This is a genomic window from Kitasatospora sp. NPDC001660 (genome assembly GCF_053596725.1).
This window is the reverse complement of sequence record NZ_JBSFGU010000016.1, coordinates 41,656-56,371: the sequence shown is the minus strand read 5'-3', so window position 1 is coordinate 56,371 and position 14,716 is coordinate 41,656. Positions and strand designations below refer to the sequence as shown.

Annotated in this window: 11 protein-coding genes; 4 read left to right on the top strand and 7 right to left on the bottom strand. The window is 73.2% G+C overall.

From position 1 onward, the window contains the following. Positions 1–7 precede the first annotated feature (7 nt). Positions 8–1,384: a transcriptional regulator gene (locus tag ACWCXH_RS19300; protein WP_449802632.1), complete on the bottom strand. Its 1,377-nt coding sequence runs from the start codon at positions 1,382–1,384 to the stop codon at positions 8–10. A 306-nt stretch (positions 1,385–1,690) separates the two neighbouring features. Here ACWCXH_RS19300 and ACWCXH_RS19295 point away from each other — a divergent pair, with 306 nt between their 5' ends. After that, positions 1,691–2,398, top strand: a complete 708-nt coding sequence (locus ACWCXH_RS19295) for a bifunctional DNA primase/polymerase (RefSeq protein ID WP_449802631.1) — start codon at positions 1,691–1,693, stop codon at positions 2,396–2,398. A gap of 453 nt (positions 2,399–2,851) precedes the next feature. On the opposite strand, the gene ACWCXH_RS19290 is transcribed toward ACWCXH_RS19295, so the two are convergent. Continuing rightward, entirely contained in the window at positions 2,852–3,544 is a 693-nt protein-coding gene (locus ACWCXH_RS19290) for a metal-dependent transcriptional regulator (RefSeq protein ID WP_449802630.1), read from the bottom strand. Between the two features lie 222 nt (positions 3,545–3,766). Here ACWCXH_RS19290 and ACWCXH_RS19285 point away from each other — a divergent pair, with 222 nt between their 5' ends. From ACWCXH_RS19285 to ACWCXH_RS19275, 3 genes are all read left to right on the top strand, one after another. Then, positions 3,767–4,531, top strand: a complete 765-nt coding sequence (locus ACWCXH_RS19285; RefSeq protein ID WP_449802629.1) for a sugar isomerase domain-containing protein — start codon at positions 3,767–3,769, stop codon at positions 4,529–4,531. Positions 4,532–4,746: 215 nt separating this feature from the next. Then, complete coding sequence (locus ACWCXH_RS19280) at positions 4,747–5,679, top strand: DUF4231 domain-containing protein (protein WP_449802628.1); 933 nt, start codon at positions 4,747–4,749, stop codon at positions 5,677–5,679. 30 nt (positions 5,680–5,709) lie between these two features. Continuing rightward, positions 5,710–6,564 (top strand): alpha/beta fold hydrolase, encoded by an 855-nt coding sequence (locus ACWCXH_RS19275; protein ID WP_449802722.1) that lies wholly within the window; start codon positions 5,710–5,712, stop codon positions 6,562–6,564. Between the two features lie 4 nt (positions 6,565–6,568). Here the strand turns inward: ACWCXH_RS19275 and ACWCXH_RS19270 are convergent, their stop codons facing one another. The 5 genes from ACWCXH_RS19270 to ACWCXH_RS19250 all read right to left on the bottom strand — a co-directional run bounded on the left by ACWCXH_RS19270 (position 6,569) and on the right by ACWCXH_RS19250 (position 14,650). Beyond that, the gene (locus ACWCXH_RS19270; RefSeq protein WP_449802627.1) at positions 6,569–7,531 is read right to left on the bottom strand and encodes a 2-hydroxyacid dehydrogenase; all 963 of its coding nucleotides are present in this window, start codon (positions 7,529–7,531) and stop codon (positions 6,569–6,571) included. Positions 7,532–7,562: 31 nt separating this feature from the next. Further along, positions 7,563–11,570, bottom strand: coding sequence for an FxSxx-COOH system tetratricopeptide repeat protein (gene fxsT / locus ACWCXH_RS19265; protein WP_449802626.1), 4,008 nt, complete (start codon positions 11,568–11,570; stop codon positions 7,563–7,565). Beyond that, positions 11,563–12,927, bottom strand: coding sequence for a TIR-like protein FxsC (locus ACWCXH_RS19260; RefSeq protein WP_449802625.1), 1,365 nt, complete (start codon positions 12,925–12,927; stop codon positions 11,563–11,565). Before ACWCXH_RS19260 ends, fxsT begins: the two co-directional genes overlap by 8 nt. A 137-nt stretch (positions 12,928–13,064) precedes the next feature. Next, positions 13,065–13,814, bottom strand: coding sequence for a hypothetical protein (locus ACWCXH_RS19255; protein WP_449802624.1), 750 nt, complete (start codon positions 13,812–13,814; stop codon positions 13,065–13,067). Between the two features lie 122 nt (positions 13,815–13,936). Beyond that, positions 13,937–14,650 (bottom strand): aminoglycoside N(3)-acetyltransferase, encoded by a 714-nt coding sequence (locus tag ACWCXH_RS19250; RefSeq protein ID WP_449802623.1) that lies wholly within the window; start codon positions 14,648–14,650, stop codon positions 13,937–13,939. Positions 14,651–14,716 lie beyond the last annotated feature (66 nt).

Genomic DNA, 14,716 nt, shown 5'->3' with positions numbered 1-14,716 from the left:
GATCCGGTCAGGCGGCCTCCGCGTCCGCCCTGGCGTGGAACTCCCGGACCACCCGCTGCTCCCGGTAGGGCTCCAGCCGGCGCCGGAACTCGTCCAGGTACTCCACGCCCCGGTTGGACCGCAGCCCGCTCAGCAGCCGGACCGCCTGCGTGCCCGTCTCGCAGGCGCGCTCCAGGTCCCGCTGCTGCAGCTGCGCCGTGGCGAGCAGGACCAGGTCCACCGCGCGGCGGCGCACCCGCGTCGGCGGGTGCAGGTCGAGCGCCCGGCGGGCGTAGTGCTCGGCCTGGCCGGCCTGTTCCAGGTCCCGGTGGCAGTGGGCCAGCTCGTCGGCGAGGTAGGCGTCGTCGAAGTGGGCGATCCAGTCCGGATCGTCCTCCGGGCGGCGCTTCTCCATCATCTCCAGCGCCCTGGCCGCGACCGCCTCGCACGAGCGGGCGTCCCCGAGCAGCGCGTGGCCGCGGGCCTCGGCGGCGTAGAACATCGCCATCGCCGTCGGGGTGGCCACCGTCCGCGCGCCTTCCTGGGCGGCGCGGGCGAGTTGGGCGATCTCGCGCGGATTGCCCAGCGTCGCCGCGAGGTGGCTCATCGAGGCCGCGAGGACGTAGCCGCCGTAGCCGCGGTCGTCCGCCGCCTGGGCGAGCCGCAGCGCCTGGATGTAGTAGCGCTGGGCGAGCCCGGGCTGCCCGGTGTCCACCGCCATGTAGCCGGCCAGCTCGGTCAACCGGGCCACCGCGGCGAAGAGTTGGCGGCCGGTCTCCTCCCGGTACGCCCCGCCGAGCAGGCCGGAGACCACCGAGTTGAGGTAGTGGACGACCACCGGGCGCACGTGCCCGCTGCCGAAGCGGTGGTCCAGGTCCACCAGCATCGCCGTGGTCGCCTTGATCGCCGCGACGTCCGTCGGACCGACCCTCGGGCCGCCGGCGCGCGCCACCACCGGGTCGGGCGGGGTGATCAGCCAGTCCCGGCTGGGCTCCACCAGGGCGGAGGCGGCGACCGTCGCCCCGGTCAGGAAGTCCCGCCGGCCGACGTCACTGCGCCAGAGCTCGCAGACCTGCTCCAGCGCCGCGCCCAGGGTCGGCGCGAACTGCAGCCCGATGCCGGAGCTGAGGTTCTTGCCGTCCGCCATGCCGATCTCCTCGACCGACACGCTGCGGCCGAGCTTGCGGCCCAGGGCCTCGGCGATCACCGCCGGCGCCTGCCCGCGCGGCTGCTGCCCGCGCAGCCACCGGGCGACGGAGGTCTTGTCGTAGCGCAGGTCCAGACCGTGCTCGGCGCCGCAGAGGTTGACCCTCCGGGCCAGGCCGGCGTTGGAGCAGCTGGCCTCCTGGATCAGTTGCTGCAGACGCTCGTTGGGCTGTCGTGCGACGAGTGGTCTCGCGGCCATTGGGCTTCGCCTCCCCACACCCTCCGGTCCCGGCCGGCGGGCGACGATTCTGCTGATCTGTTGCCGACTGTCCGACCGTCCAAGGAATCTGACACAAGGTTAGCGATCAGCAACGCCAGCGGGATACCCACGGTGACGAACCGCACCCCCCACGCGCCCTGGGAAATGCTCCCGTGCGCCCCCACTGCGCCCGCCCCCGGCCGCCCCAACTCGCTTGAGTCACCGGTTCGGGTGACATTGCCATCATGCGCCCATTCGGGCGCCACAGGGCCGTAACCAGGCTCACACACGGTAGTTGAGCAGCGCGTGGAAGACATCGCCGACTCCCCCGACCAGGGCACTAAGAGCGGACTGCCCCCGCTGCTCATCGAAGCCGTCAGCTACGCCGAGACCCGCCACTGGGAGGTCGCCCCGGGTGCCTGGCTGATCGACGGCGACGGGCCCACCCGCTGCTCCTGCGGCGACCCGCGCTGCCCGCTGCCGGGTGCCCACCCGCTGGACGCGGACTGGGCCCGCAAGGCGAGCGCCGGGCCGGGGGCGGTGCGGCGCTGGTGGACCGAGCGGCCGCAGGCCTCCATCCTGCTGCCCACGGGCCGCTCCTTCGACGTCCTGGACGTCCCGGAGGTGGCCGGCTGCCTGGCGCTGGCCCGGATGGAGCGGCAGGACCTCCAGCTCGGCCCGGTGGTGGCCGTCCCCGCCTCTCCCGGCCGGGTCGGGCGCCGGCTGCACTTCCTGGTGCTGCCCGGAGTCGCGGCCAAGCTGCCGGAGATGCTCCGCAAGCTCGGCTGGCCGCCCGGCCGGCTCGACCTGGTCGCCCGCGGCGAGGGGGACTGGACGGTCGCCCCGCCGTCCCGGGTCGGCAGCACCGGGTACGCCCAGTGGGCCCGCTCCCCCTCGGCGCTCAACCGCTGGCTGCCGGACGCCGCGGAGCTCATCAGCCCGCTGGCGTACGCGTGCGGGCGCGAGGCCCCCTCGGCCCGCCCGCAGAACGCCCAGCCCGCGGCGGTGCGCTGAGCGGCGGCGCGTCGGCGGCAGTGCGTCGGCGGGCGTTCGACCGAGCGGATTCACCCTCCCCCGAACAGCCGCCCTACGCCTATCGGGTGAGGGCGTGCGCCGCGCGACACAACGCGCGCAAGTGACGGGCCTTGTCTCCCACCGGAGGCCGGGCCCGTCATACGCATGTGCGGATAAGGCCTCGGTCTACCCGCTGGTCGACCGTGAAAGCCCCTCGTACGAGTGACAGCGCTCAAGGATTGCCATGATCGGCCGAGGGGAGGATTTCCGGTGCGAGGGGACGCCGGAAGGGACGCTCGGACGGGGAAGCCGGGCGGGGCGGTGGAGGGGAAGAGGGAGGGACGGGAGGGGACGGGAGGGAAGAGGGGGACGGGGAGGGCGGAAGGGCCCGCTGCACGGGGAGCAGCGGGCCCTCTTCGTCGCGTTCCGTCGTATTCCGTTGGTGCCGGCGGCTCAGGCCTGGGCGACGAAGACGTGCTGGGCGATGTCCTTGCCCAGCTCCGCCGCGTTCTCGCCGGTGCCCACCAGGATGCCGCCGACGCCGGGGCTCACCGTGACCGTCGAGCCCGGCCGGACGCCCGCGCGGCGCAGCGTGCGCATCAGGCCCTCGTCGGTCTGGATCGGCTCGCCGATCCGGCGGACCACCACGCTGACGCCCTCCTCGCCCGGCTTGACCGAGTCGAGCTGGACCAGCGCGGCGTCGAAGCCCTCGCCCTCGGCCTTGGCGTCGCCGAGCTCGTCGAGGCCGGGGATCGGGTTGCCGTACGGGGACTGGGTCGGGTGGCCGAGCATCGCGAGCACCTTGCGCTCGACGGTCTCGCTCATGACGTGCTCCCAGCGGCACGCCTCCTCGTGCACCTGCTCCCACTCCAGGCCGATCACGTCGACCAGCAGGCACTCGGCGATGCGGTGCTTGCGCATGACGCGCACCGCGAGCCGGCGGCCCTCCTCGGTGAGCTCCAGGTGGCGGTCGCCGGCGACCTGGAGGAGCCCGTCGCGCTCCATCCGGCCGACCGTCTGGCTGACCGTGGGACCGCTCTGCTCCAGGCGCTCCGCGATCCGGGCGCGCATCGGGACGATGCCCTCCTCCTCCAACTCCAGGATGGTGCGAAGGTACATCTCTGTGGTGTCGATCAGCCCAGACATCGCCGCTGGCTCCGTTCTTCGGTGTCCTCACCGCCAATTCTGACGTACCGCACCGACAACCGGACCCGTCAAGGGGCTTCCGGCACTGGTTTTCGTTCCTGTTGACAGCGGTGCCGCCGAAGCACCACCGTGCTCGCCGTAGCTTTCTCCACTGGCGGCCAGGACCACCCCGACCGCCCCACCCGGGCCGGCTCTTTCACCGGCAGAGAGCGCAGGCACTTGATGAACGACCTGGTCGGCCGGTACTTCGACGCCGCGATCGCCCATCTCCAGCGGGTCCGCGAGGAGGAGGCCGAGGCCGTCGAGGCCGCCGCCGCGCTGCTCGCCGAGGCGATCGCGCAGGGCCGCCGGGTCTTCACCTTCGGCGCCGGGCACTCCTCGCTGCCGGCGCAGGACGTGGTCTACCGGGCGGGCGGGCTGGTGCCGATGAACCTGCTGAACGTGCCCGGGATGGCCGGGGTCACGGTGATGCCCGCGCCGCTGGCGAGCGCGCTGGAGCGGGTGCCCGGGCTGGCCACGACGAGCCTCGACCTCACCCCGGCGACGGCGGGCGACGTGCTCTTCGTGATCTCGCTGTCCGGCCGGCAGGTCATGCCGGTCGAACTGGCCAGGTATGCGCGGGAGCGCGGGCTGAAGGTGATCGGGGTCACCTCGCTCGCGTACCCGGGCGAGGTGCCCTCGGCGCACCCGTCGGGGACGTACCTGAAGGACAACTGCGACGTGGTGCTGGACAGCAAGGTCGCGGTCGGCGACGGCGAGCTGACCCACCCGGGCGCCCGGACCGCGTTCGGCCCGGTCTCGACGATCGTCACCAGCGCCCTGATGCAGGCCGTCGTCGCCTCCGCCGTGGGCCGCCTGGCCGACGCGGCGCAGGCCGGTACGGCGCAGGCGCCGCCGCTGTTCCGCTCGGGCAACGTCCCGGGCGGGACGGAGTGGAACGTCCAGCAGATGAACGACAACGCGGAGCGGATCTTCTACACGTACTGAGCCACACGTACTGAGCCACACGTACTGAGCCACGTGTACCGAGCCACCACCGGTCAGGCCGCTCATATGACCGCCGGGGCCGCCTCCGGGCCGCCCGCCGGACAACCACCGGGGGTTCCCGGCCATTGCGGGCGGTGTGGCCGGGCGGCAGGCGTACCGGGGAGTCCGCCGGGGCAGGGAAGGGGTGCGACCGGAGCGACGGGTGGGGGCCGAACATGGCGTCTGGTGCGGGGCGTACCGGATGGGTGCGGGAGCGGGACCTGCTGCCCGACCTCTTCTGGGCCGCCGACTCCGTCTCACTGCGGGGCCAGCACCGCTCGGTGGTCCTCTCCGCGTGGGAGCTGGCCCTCCTCCTCGTCGCCGCCGCGACCGGCTCCGCCGACGGCGAGGCGTGGGCCTGGCCGGCCGCCGTCGCCTACCTCGGCGCGATCGGGTTCGCCGTGGTGATCGGCCGGCAGAACCCGCAGGGCCTCTGGTACGAGGGCCGGGCCGCCGCGGAGTCGGTGAAGACGCTCGCCTGGAAGTTCGCCGTCCGGGCCGACGCCTACCAGCCGCCGCCGCGCACCCTGCCGGACGCCGAGGGCCTGTACCGCTTCCAACTCGGCCGGGTGCTGGGCGCGTTCCGCGACGGCCCGGTGATCGGGCCGGAGCCGGGCGCGGAGCCGGGCGGGATCACGGCCGCGATGCGCGACCTGCGCGAGCAGCCGCTGGCCGTGCGCCGCGAGGTGTACCTGCGCGAGCGGATCGAGGTGCAGTACGCGTGGTACCGGTCGAAGTCCCGCTACTGCGCCCGGGCGGGCTTCTGGACGGGCGTGCTGGGCGTGGTGCTCCCCGCGCTCGGGCTGGTCCTCGCGGTGCTGCGGGCGCTCGGCGCGTTCACCTACGACGCGCTCGGCACGGTCTCGGCGGTGGCCGCGTCCGTCGCCGCGTGGGCGCAGCTGCGCCAGTACCGTCCGCTGGCCGCCGCGTACGGCCTCGCGGCCGACGAGCTGGAGCAGATCAAGCGCCAACTGACGGCGCTGGAGCTGGAGTCGGCGGACGCCGAGGAGGTCTGGGCCCGGCTGGCCCGGGACGCCGAGGACGCGGTGTCCCGGGAGCACACCACCTGGCAGGCCCGCCGGGAGATCCGCACCACCACCGACCGGTGACACTCAGGAGGCAGGCGCGTGGCGTTACGAATGGTCAAGGCCCCGGGCGGACGCGCACTCGCCGTGGAGTCCCTGGGTGATCCGCGCGGCCGTCCGGTGTTCCTGCTGCACGGCATGCCGGGCAGCCGGGTGGGTCCGCATCCGCGCAGCACCGTGCTGTACCGGCTGGGCGTGCGGCTGATCTCGTACGACCGGCCCGGGTACGGCGACTCGAACCGGCTGCCCGGGCGGCGGGTGAGCGCGGCGGCGGCCGACGTGCGGACCATCGCGGACGACCTCGGACTGGAGGGCTTCGCGGTGCTGGGCCGCTCCGGCGGCGGCCCGCACGCGCTGGCCTGCGCGGCGCTGCTGCCGGAGCGGGTGAGCCGGGTGGCGGTGCTGGTGGGGCTGGCGCCGCGGAACGCGACGGGCCTGGACTGGTACGCGGGGATGACCCCGTCGAACGTCCGCGCCTACCAGGAGGCGGAACGCGGGCACGACCGGATCGCGGACACGATGGAGTTCCGCTCCCGGCAGATCAAGGACGACCCGGTCCGGCTGCTGAAGGGGCTGCGGCCCGAACTGTCGCCCGCCGACCGGATGGTGGTGGCCGACAGCGGACTGCGGCGGATGCTGCAGAGCAACTACCGGGAGGCGTTCCGGCACGGCGCGGACGGCTGGATCGACGACGTGCTGGCGTTCACCGCCGACTGGGGCTTCAAGGTCGAGGACATCGCGGTGCCGACCTGGCTGTGGCACGGCGCGGACGACCAGTTCTCGCCGGTCGAGCACTCCCGCTGGCTGGCCGACCACATCCCGGGCGCCGAGCTCTTCCTGGAGCCCGGCGCCGCGCACTTCGGCGCCTTCCGGGTGCTGACCACCGCCCTGGCGTGGGCGGCGGGCTAGGGTCCTAGGACTTCACGGGCGTCAGGGGTTCGTTTCCGGCCAGGACGGCCAGGATGTTGTCGACCGCGAGCCCGCCCATCGCCTGGCGGGTGCGGACGGTGGCGCTGCCGAGGTGCGGGGCCAGGACGGCGCGCTCCTGGGCGAGCAGGGCGGACGGGACGGCCGGCTCGTGCTCGAAGTTGTCGACGGCCGCGGCGAACAGCGCGCCGGACTCCAGGGCCGCCGCCAGCGCCTCCTCGTCGACGACGCCCGCCGTCATGCTCACCACGACCGCCCCGTGAGGGAGTCGGGCGAGGCGCCGGGCGTCCAGCAGGTGCCGGGTGGCGTCGCTGAGCGGGCAGGTGACGACCAGGACGGTCGAGGTCGCGAGCAGCTCGTCCAGGGACTTCCACTCCGCGCCGTCGGCCTCCTCCGGCGACAGCGGGCTCCGGTTGTGGTAGCCGACGGGCATGTCGAAGGCGCGCGCCCGCCGGGCCACCGCCTGCCCGATCCGGCCCATGCCGAGGATGCCGAGCGGGGTGTCGGCCAGCTCCAGGCCGAGCAGCATGTTCGGCGCCCACACCCACGGCTGCCCGGAGCGCAGCAGCCGCTCGCCCTCGCCGAGCCGGCGGGTGGCGGCGAGCAGCAGCGCCCAGGCCATGTCGGCGGTGGCGGTGGTGAGCACGCCGGGGGTGTTGGTGACGAGCACGCCGCGCTCGGCGCAGGCTTCCAGGTCGATGTTGTGGAAACCGACCGCGTGGTTGGCCACGATCCGCAGCTCCGGCCCCGCCGCGTCGAGGAACTCGGCGTCCACCCGGTCGCCCAGGGTGGCGAGGACGGCCCGGCGGCCGGGCAGGGCGGCCAGCAGCTGCGGCCGGGGCATCGACCGGTCGGAGTCGTGGCAGGTGACGGCGTGGTGCGCGGTGAGTCGCTCGATCACCCCGGGCGCGAGGCGGCGGGTGACCAGGACCGGGGGCGGGGTAGTCATGGTCCCGGAGCGTACTCCCGCCCCTTGAACGTCACACCGGCTGCGGCTCCAGGTCGCGGTTGATCCGCTTCCAGCCGCGCGCCGACACCGTGTTGGGGTGCTCCTCGCCGAACTGCCGGATCAGCTCGGCGATCGAGCGGGCCCGCAGTTCGGCGGCCTGGGCGTGCCGGCCGGCCGCCCGCAGGGTGATCGCCAGGTTGGCCTCGCAGGCGACGGCGTCCGGGTGCCGGGGGGTGTAGCGCGCGCACAGGCCCTCGTACGCGGCACGGCCCAGCTCCTCGGCGCGCTGGATCTGCCCGTCGTCGCCGTAGGCGTTGGCCAGGTTGATCATCGCGTTGAGGGTGTACGGGTGCTCCGGCCCGACGGAGCCGGTGAGCCCGTCGACGGTGGCCCGGCCGCGCTCGATGGCGCCCGGGATGTCGCCGCTGCCGCGCAGGTAGATGCCCAGGTTGTTGGCACAGGCCAGGGTGAACGGGTGCTCGTCGCCGAACAGCCGCCGGTGGCCCTCGAACACGGTGGCGCAGAGGTCCCGGGCGGTCTCCTTGTCCCCGGAGGCGCTGTGGTCGGCGGCCAGGTTGAGCGCGCAGGCCAGCGCGTCGGGCGCGTCGGCGCCGTAGCGCTCCAGGTAGCGCTCGTAGGTCTCCTTGGTGATCCGGCGGGCCTCGGCGAGCTGGCCGATCCGGCGCAGCGAGACGGCCAGCGACTTGGCGTTGCGCAGGTTCTCCGGCAGGTCGGGGTCGAGGACGTCGCCGAGGTCGGCGGTGACCTCGGCGAGGAGCTCCACCGAGCCCTGGTAGTCGCCGAGTTCGCGCAGGTCGCGGGCGAGGTTGGACTTGGTGGAGAGGGTGTAGGGGTGCTTGGGTCCGAGGACGGCGGTGCGGCGGTCGAGGGTCTCCTGGTCGAGTTCGCGGGCGAGTTCGCTCTCGCCGACGAGCCGGTAGTCGATCGCCAGGTTGTTGGCCATGGCGAGGGTGCGCGGGTGGTCGTCGCCGAACAGCTCGCGGAACTGGGACAGGATCTCGCGGTCGAGTTCGAGCGCGGCCTGGAAGCGGCCGAGGGCCCGGCGGTCGGCGCCGAGCGAGCCGGCCGTCATCAGGGTGTACGCGTGGTGCTCGCCGAGCAGGGCCCGCTGGCGCTCCAGGGTGTCCTCGTCGAGGGCCAGCGCCTCGGCGTAGTTGCCCTGGGAGCGCAGGACGTTGGCGAGCTGGAAGCGCAGCAGGAGGGTCTGCCGGTCGCCCTCGCCGAGCTTGCGGGTCCACTCGGTGTCGAGGGCGTGGCCGAGGTCGCGGGCGCGGTCGAGCTCGCCGCGCTTCCACAGGTAGCGGACCCGGTCGATGAGCAGCTGGCGGGTGTCGGCCTCGTCGCAGTTGTGCGCCTTGGAGGGCGACAGGTGCGGCCAGATCTCGTCGAAGGCGGGCCAGTTGGCCGGGTCGTCGGTGTCGCCGAGGACGGGCCGGGCGCCGGTGAGGATGCGGTGCACCTCGTGGACGGCGACCTCCTGCTCCTCGTCGGTCATCTCGGCCCGGATCACCGCCTGGACGAGCCGGTGCACCTGGAAGCTGTTGCTGCCGGCGTCGACCTTGGCGAGCGCGTAGCGGCCGATGGCCTGGATGACCTTGCCCAGCATGAACTTGTCGCTGAGGTCGGCGTCGTACTTCACCAGCGCCCGGATCATCTGGTCGCTGTAGAAGAGGTTCATCGAGATCGGCTCGGGCGCGAAGAACGCGCACAGCTGGAGCAGCCGGACGGCGGCCGGGGACTGCTGGCGCAGCCGGCCGATGGAGACGTTCCAGGTGGCGCCGACCGGGGTCGGGTAGTCGGCGGGCCGGGCGACGGCCAGCGCGCGGGCGGCCTCGGCGTGCAGTTGGGCGACGTACGTCTCGACCGGGGTGCCGGTGGTGTCCAGCCACGCGGCGGCGACCTCGACGGCGAGCGGCAGGTCGCCGACGGCCTCGGCGACCCGGTCGGCGTCGGCGCGGGACAGGCCGCGGGCGCGCCGGCACAGGTGTTCGACGCTCTCGCCGCGGGTGAAGACGTCGACCTCCAGGGCCTCGGCGTGCCCGCTCCAGGCCTGGTTGCGGGAGGTGACCAGGATGTGGCCGGAGCCGCCGGGGAAGAAGCGGCGGATCTCGGACGGCTCGTCGGCGTTGTCGAAGATCAGCAGCCAGCGCGGGGTGGGCACGCCGCGCCGCAGCGCCTCGCGGGCGGCCTCGGCGGCCTCGGTGACGGAGTCGCCGACGCGCAGGCCGAGCCGCCGGGCGAGGTCGGCGAGGGCGGGGGCGACGAGCTCGGTCTGCTCGGCGTCGATCCACCACACCAGGTCGTAGTCGGACATGAAGCGGTGCGCGTACTCCAGCGCGACCTGGGTCTTGCCGACGCCGCCGAGCCCGTACAGCGTCTGCGGGGTGGGCAGGACGGCCGCCATGCCGCCGCGCAGCTGGTTGCGCAGCTGCTCCAGGACGGCGGACCGGCCGGTGAAGGACGGGTTGCGGGGCGGGACGTCCCACACGGCGGGCTTGCTGCCGGGGAAGCGCGGCCCGCTGCCGTTGGTCTCGGGCAGGGTGACGTCTCCGCGGCCGAGCGCGCGCAGCAGCGTCTGGACGGACTGCGCCTCGTCGCGGCCGACCAGGTCGACCGGGTTGCGGTTGCTGAACGGCGCGGTGAGCCGCACGTCGCCGACCCGGACGGGCACGAGCTGGCGGCGCGTCCCGGACGGGTCGGAGCTGACCACGGACTCCCACAGCGCCCGGGCCTGCGGGGAGCGCTGGTAGGCGGGCGAGAGCACGGCGACCGTCCGGTAGGCGGCGTCGATGCCGCGCTCGGTCTCCTCGCGCGGGTCGGTGCCGGCGCTGAGGTCCCGCGGCAGCACCCGGAAGCCGGCCAGGGTGAGCACGGACTCGATCCAGTCCGCCCACATCCGGTCCTCGGGCACGTAGGACAGGTAGAGGTCGGCGGGCACGGACGGGCGGCGGCGGGTGAACGCGTCGACGTAGCGCAGCCGCACCTCCTCGTCCACCGGCGGCAGGTTGGTGACCCGGCCTTCGGTGATGACGGAGGTCAGGCGCTCGCAGGCGGCGAGCATCGAGGTGGGCGTGCCGGGCTGGTCCCCGAAGGTCGCGAGGATCTCCTCGTACGCGTAGAACGGCCGGTACGGGATCTCCACCGAGCCCCAGTACTGGGCGAGTTCCTCGCCGTTCAGGCCGGCCGGCAGTCCGTCGAAGCGCACCCGGGCGAGGGCGCGGCCGGCGTCCGCCTTCTCCTTCTCGCCCTCGTCGATGCGCATCGGGACGGGCAGGATGCGGATGCCGCGCTCGCGGTAGCGGTCGTGGATGTGCTGGGCGATCCGGGAGGCGCCGTCGATCGACTGGTCGCTCAGGGTGAAGCAGACGACGAGGTCGTCGGGCATCTGGACGGTGCAGATCTCGGCGATGTCGGACAGGCCGGTGCGGGAGTCGATCAGTACGTAGTCGTAGCGCTTGGCCATGTCGGCCTTGAGGGCGTCGAAGAACTGCCCGCCGTCGAACCGGTCGTAGAAGATGTCCCAGTCCAGGTGGGTGACGGCCTCCGAGTAGTCCCGGTTGAACTGGCCGGCGGAGAGGAAGTCGAGGCTGCCGCCGCGCGGGAACAGCGGCCAGGACAGCGACAGGGCGTGCGGGTGGACGCGGGCGAAGTCGAGGTGCCAGCCCTCGGCGTGCTCGACCGGGCGCAGCGCCTCCTCGCGGTACTCGGCGATCAGGTCCATCATGCCGGTCGTGCCGGCGAGGGAGGCCGGGTCGAGGAAGGGGTGGAAGAACTTGGCCAGGCCCGGCGCCTCCAGGTCCCAGTCGACGGTGAGCACGCGGTAGCCGTTGGCGGCCAGGATCCAGGCGGTGTTGGCGAGCGCCATGGTGCGGCCGGTGCCGCCCTTGTAGGAGTAGAAGGTGATGATCCGGCCGCCCCGGTCCTGCTCCTGCGCCCGGCTCCGGGCCTCGCGCTGCGCGGCCAGGTCGGCGGCGGTGAGACCCCCGAGGCGGAGGTTCCTGGTGGTGTTGTCACTCATCTGGGTCCTCCCACGGGTGCCGTCCCGTAGCCGGGTCGTCATCGAGGTCGTCGCGGTCTGGGTGGTCGTCGCTGCCGGTGGGGCCTGGTCCGAAGGGGTCCGGGGCGGAGTCGCGCCGGAACGCGTCCCGCAGGTTGGGCCGCGGCGGCGGTGGGTCCTCCGGCTCGGCCCGGGTGCGTTTCTCGAAGGCCCACCTGGCCTTCATCGCGGCCTGGGGCAGCGCGTCGTCGAACTCGTCCAGGGAGGTCAGCCCGGGCGAGCCGGTCGCGCCGAGGAAGCTGGGGCGGCTGGCCCGGCGGGTGATCCGCAGCGTGCTGTCGCTCAACTCGCCGAGCTCGTGCCGCTGTTCCTCGCACTCGGGGTCGTCCATGTTCCACGGCTCCAGGACGCTCACCCAGGTGGCGTCCGCACGGTCGAAGCGCCGGACCAGCTCGCGGCGGCGCTCGTCGCGCAGCGCCCACCGGTCCAGCAGGAGCAGGCCGGGCGCGGCCGCCTCACCGCCGATGATCGCCTCGGCCTCGTCGTCGAACTCGTGCACGGTCGGCTGGAAGCCCAACTGCCGGGCGAGGCGCACCGCGTGTTGGGCGATCGGGGAGCCGGCCGGGCGGTAGGGGTGCCAGTCGGTGCGCTTGGCGCCGTAGTAGTCGGGGCTGCGGTCCTCGGGCAACTCGCCCTGGTGGTAGGAGAGGACGGAGATGCGCAGCTGCTTGGTGGGTGCGGTGACGTTGAACGCGCTGGGCAGGGCGTTGAAGTCCAGCCGCCGCCCGACCGGGATCACCGTCTCCTCGGCGACCTGCACGATCCGTGCCGCCAGCCGGTGCACGGCCAGCTCGTAGGCGGACCGGAAGTAGGTGAGCTTCATCAGCGCGTACAGGCCCTCGGTGGCGTAGTCCGGGCCGAAGCTCGTGTGGTTGAACTGGAGGTCGCTGGCGACCTTGGGCAGTCTGTAGCGGCTCATCGGCGCCCACAGCACCGGCACGATCCCGCTGGTGCGCTCGGAGTCGAGGTTCGCCGGGTAGACGGGCCGGCGGGTGAAGGCGTGCCACTCCTGGCCGCACGGAAGGCTGTTGAAGTACCGCGGCGAGTACAGCGGCACGAACACCCGGCAGTTCGCCAGCTCCTCCGACAGCCGTTCCGCCCACAACTCGCCCTGGTGCATGGACTCGTCCATGAACCCCACCGGCACCCCGGCGGGCGTCGTGGTGAGCTGCAGCACCGCGTCGCACAGGTCCCGGTACAGCTGGCGCACCCAGTGGTTCGGGTCCCCGGCGCCGCGTGCGCCCGATCTCGGGGTGTGGGCGTAGGAGAGGAAGAAGTACGGCCGGGCGTCGTCGTCGTCCCAGCCCCGGACGTTCACACGCGCCTCCCCCGGGCCCGCCGGCAACCTGTTTCCCGCAGCCCCCGTGCGCGGGGCTTCAGTGTAGGAACGACTGACGCTCCAATGGAATAGCACAACGACTCGCACGAATTGACATGACCGAAACGACGTGCTGGTCAGCTCGTGGCCGTCCCCTGCTTGAGCGTGTCCAGGTCGACGATCCGGTCGACGGGAGGAAGGTTGACGGTAATTGGGGCGTTGTAATCCGAAAAGTCCATGGTCGTACCATCTGTACTCCCGCCCACGCGTGGCGACTCGACCCGCACGGGCCGGGCCGGGCCATCGGTGGCGACGTACCCGTCGAACGAGCCGTCCGTGGACGAGGTCGCGGTGATCGACGCGACCTTCTGCCCGTCCACGGTCGTGGTCCCGTCCGAGGCGACCTGCTTGTACCAGTCGCCGTCCCCGAACACCGGCGTGCTCCTGAGATCGCAGAACGCAGTCACCGTCTGCAGATCGTCCCCGGCCTTTATCCGCAGCCAGTGGCCCTTCCCCGCCGCCACGGCCCTGTCCCCGCCGAGCTTGGCGAGCAGCCGGTCGTCCTCCTGGAACAACGTCTGCCCGCCACTGCGCAGCAGCTCCGCCCTGCCCTGCTGTCCGAAGTCGAACGACCCCGTACAGTCCCCGTTCGCGGCGGCCGACACCGTGAACGTCATCGTCTGCCCCGAGTCGGTCTCGGTCCCGGTGATCTTCACGGACGTGGCCTGCGAGAACTCCCGGTGCCCCTTCTCCAGCACCGTCCCCGCACTCATGTCCGCCTTGCCGTCACCCCCGCACCCAGCGACGGCCGCCAGCGCCAGCACAACCCCGCCGACCGCTGCAGCCCGCTTGATGATCACGCCGAACCCTTCGCGCAAATAGGACACCTGCGCGGATCCTACGCGCCGAGTCCGCCTGGGAGGCCGGACGGGCTGTGTGCGATGGATGACACCGCTGCGCCTCTACCACCGGCAGGGGGCAGAGGCATCGGGGCGGGAGAAGCAGGGCCTCAGGAGCGGGATCGGCGGAGGACCTGTTCGGCGCGGTCGACGGCTTCGCGCAGCGGGATCAGGCGGCAGGTGGCGGTGCCGATCCGGCCGCTGGTGGCACTGGTCATTCCGGCGAGGACTTCGGCGCCCAGGGTGGCGAAGTGGAGGTCGTCCAGGTCCGGGGCCTTGAAGGTGGTCCAGCCGTCCGTACCCACGCAGCGGTACTCGCGCTGGGGGACGTCGGGCATCCGCAGATCGGCGAGGTGGAAGCCGGTGAAGCGGGCCATCGGGACGCCGATCATCAGCACCCGTGCGTCGAGGTCGTAGAGGCGGCCCAGCGGGGAGTCGGCGCCGAGGTGGGAGTTCAGCGGGTGCTTCTCGGTGATCTTCCGGGCCTGCGGGCCCACGGCGGCCCAGGACGTCTGCGGGTGCGCGCTGCGCAGGGCGCCGTGGTGGGTGCGGATGGCCTCCGAGAGGGTCCCCATGGTCGGCGAGCACGGTGTGGTCGCCGGGTCGAACCGGGGCATCCGCACGAGGTAGGCGGTCAGCTCCGCCGGGGAGAGGCCGGCGGTGGCGGCCTGGTGGATCCGCGAGGTGGCCGAGTTCTCCGGGGTCGCCGTGTAGGCGACGAGCGTGCCCTGTTCGCCGAGCGCCTCGCGCAGCGCCTCCACCACGGTCGCCGCGCCGCCGGGCACCGGGCCGAGCGCGCGCAGGGACGCCTGGACGTGCAGCACCGTGCCCGGGCGGACGCCGAGCCCGGTGAACTCGCGGGCGAGTGAGGCGGCGGCGACGCTGCCGGC

What these genes read in the sequence shown, in the direction of transcription:
- ACWCXH_RS19300 (WP_449802632.1), bottom strand. Translation starts at nt 1,384, where the DNA reads ATGGCCGCGAGACCACTCGTCGCACGACAGCCCAACGAGCGTCTGCAG.
- ACWCXH_RS19290 (WP_449802630.1), bottom strand. Translation starts at nt 3,544, where the DNA reads ATGTCTGGGCTGATCGACACCACAGAGATGTACCTTCGCACCATCCTG.
- ACWCXH_RS19285 (WP_449802629.1), top strand. Translation starts at nt 3,767, where the DNA reads ATGAACGACCTGGTCGGCCGGTACTTCGACGCCGCGATCGCCCATCTC.
- ACWCXH_RS19280 (WP_449802628.1), top strand. Translation starts at nt 4,747, where the DNA reads ATGGCGTCTGGTGCGGGGCGTACCGGATGGGTGCGGGAGCGGGACCTG.
- ACWCXH_RS19275 (WP_449802722.1), top strand. Translation starts at nt 5,710, where the DNA reads ATGGTCAAGGCCCCGGGCGGACGCGCACTCGCCGTGGAGTCCCTGGGT.
- ACWCXH_RS19270 (WP_449802627.1), bottom strand. Translation starts at nt 7,531, where the DNA reads ATGACTACCCCGCCCCCGGTCCTGGTCACCCGCCGCCTCGCGCCCGGG.
- fxsT (WP_449802626.1), bottom strand. Translation starts at nt 11,570, where the DNA reads ATGAGTGACAACACCACCAGGAACCTCCGCCTCGGGGGTCTCACCGCC.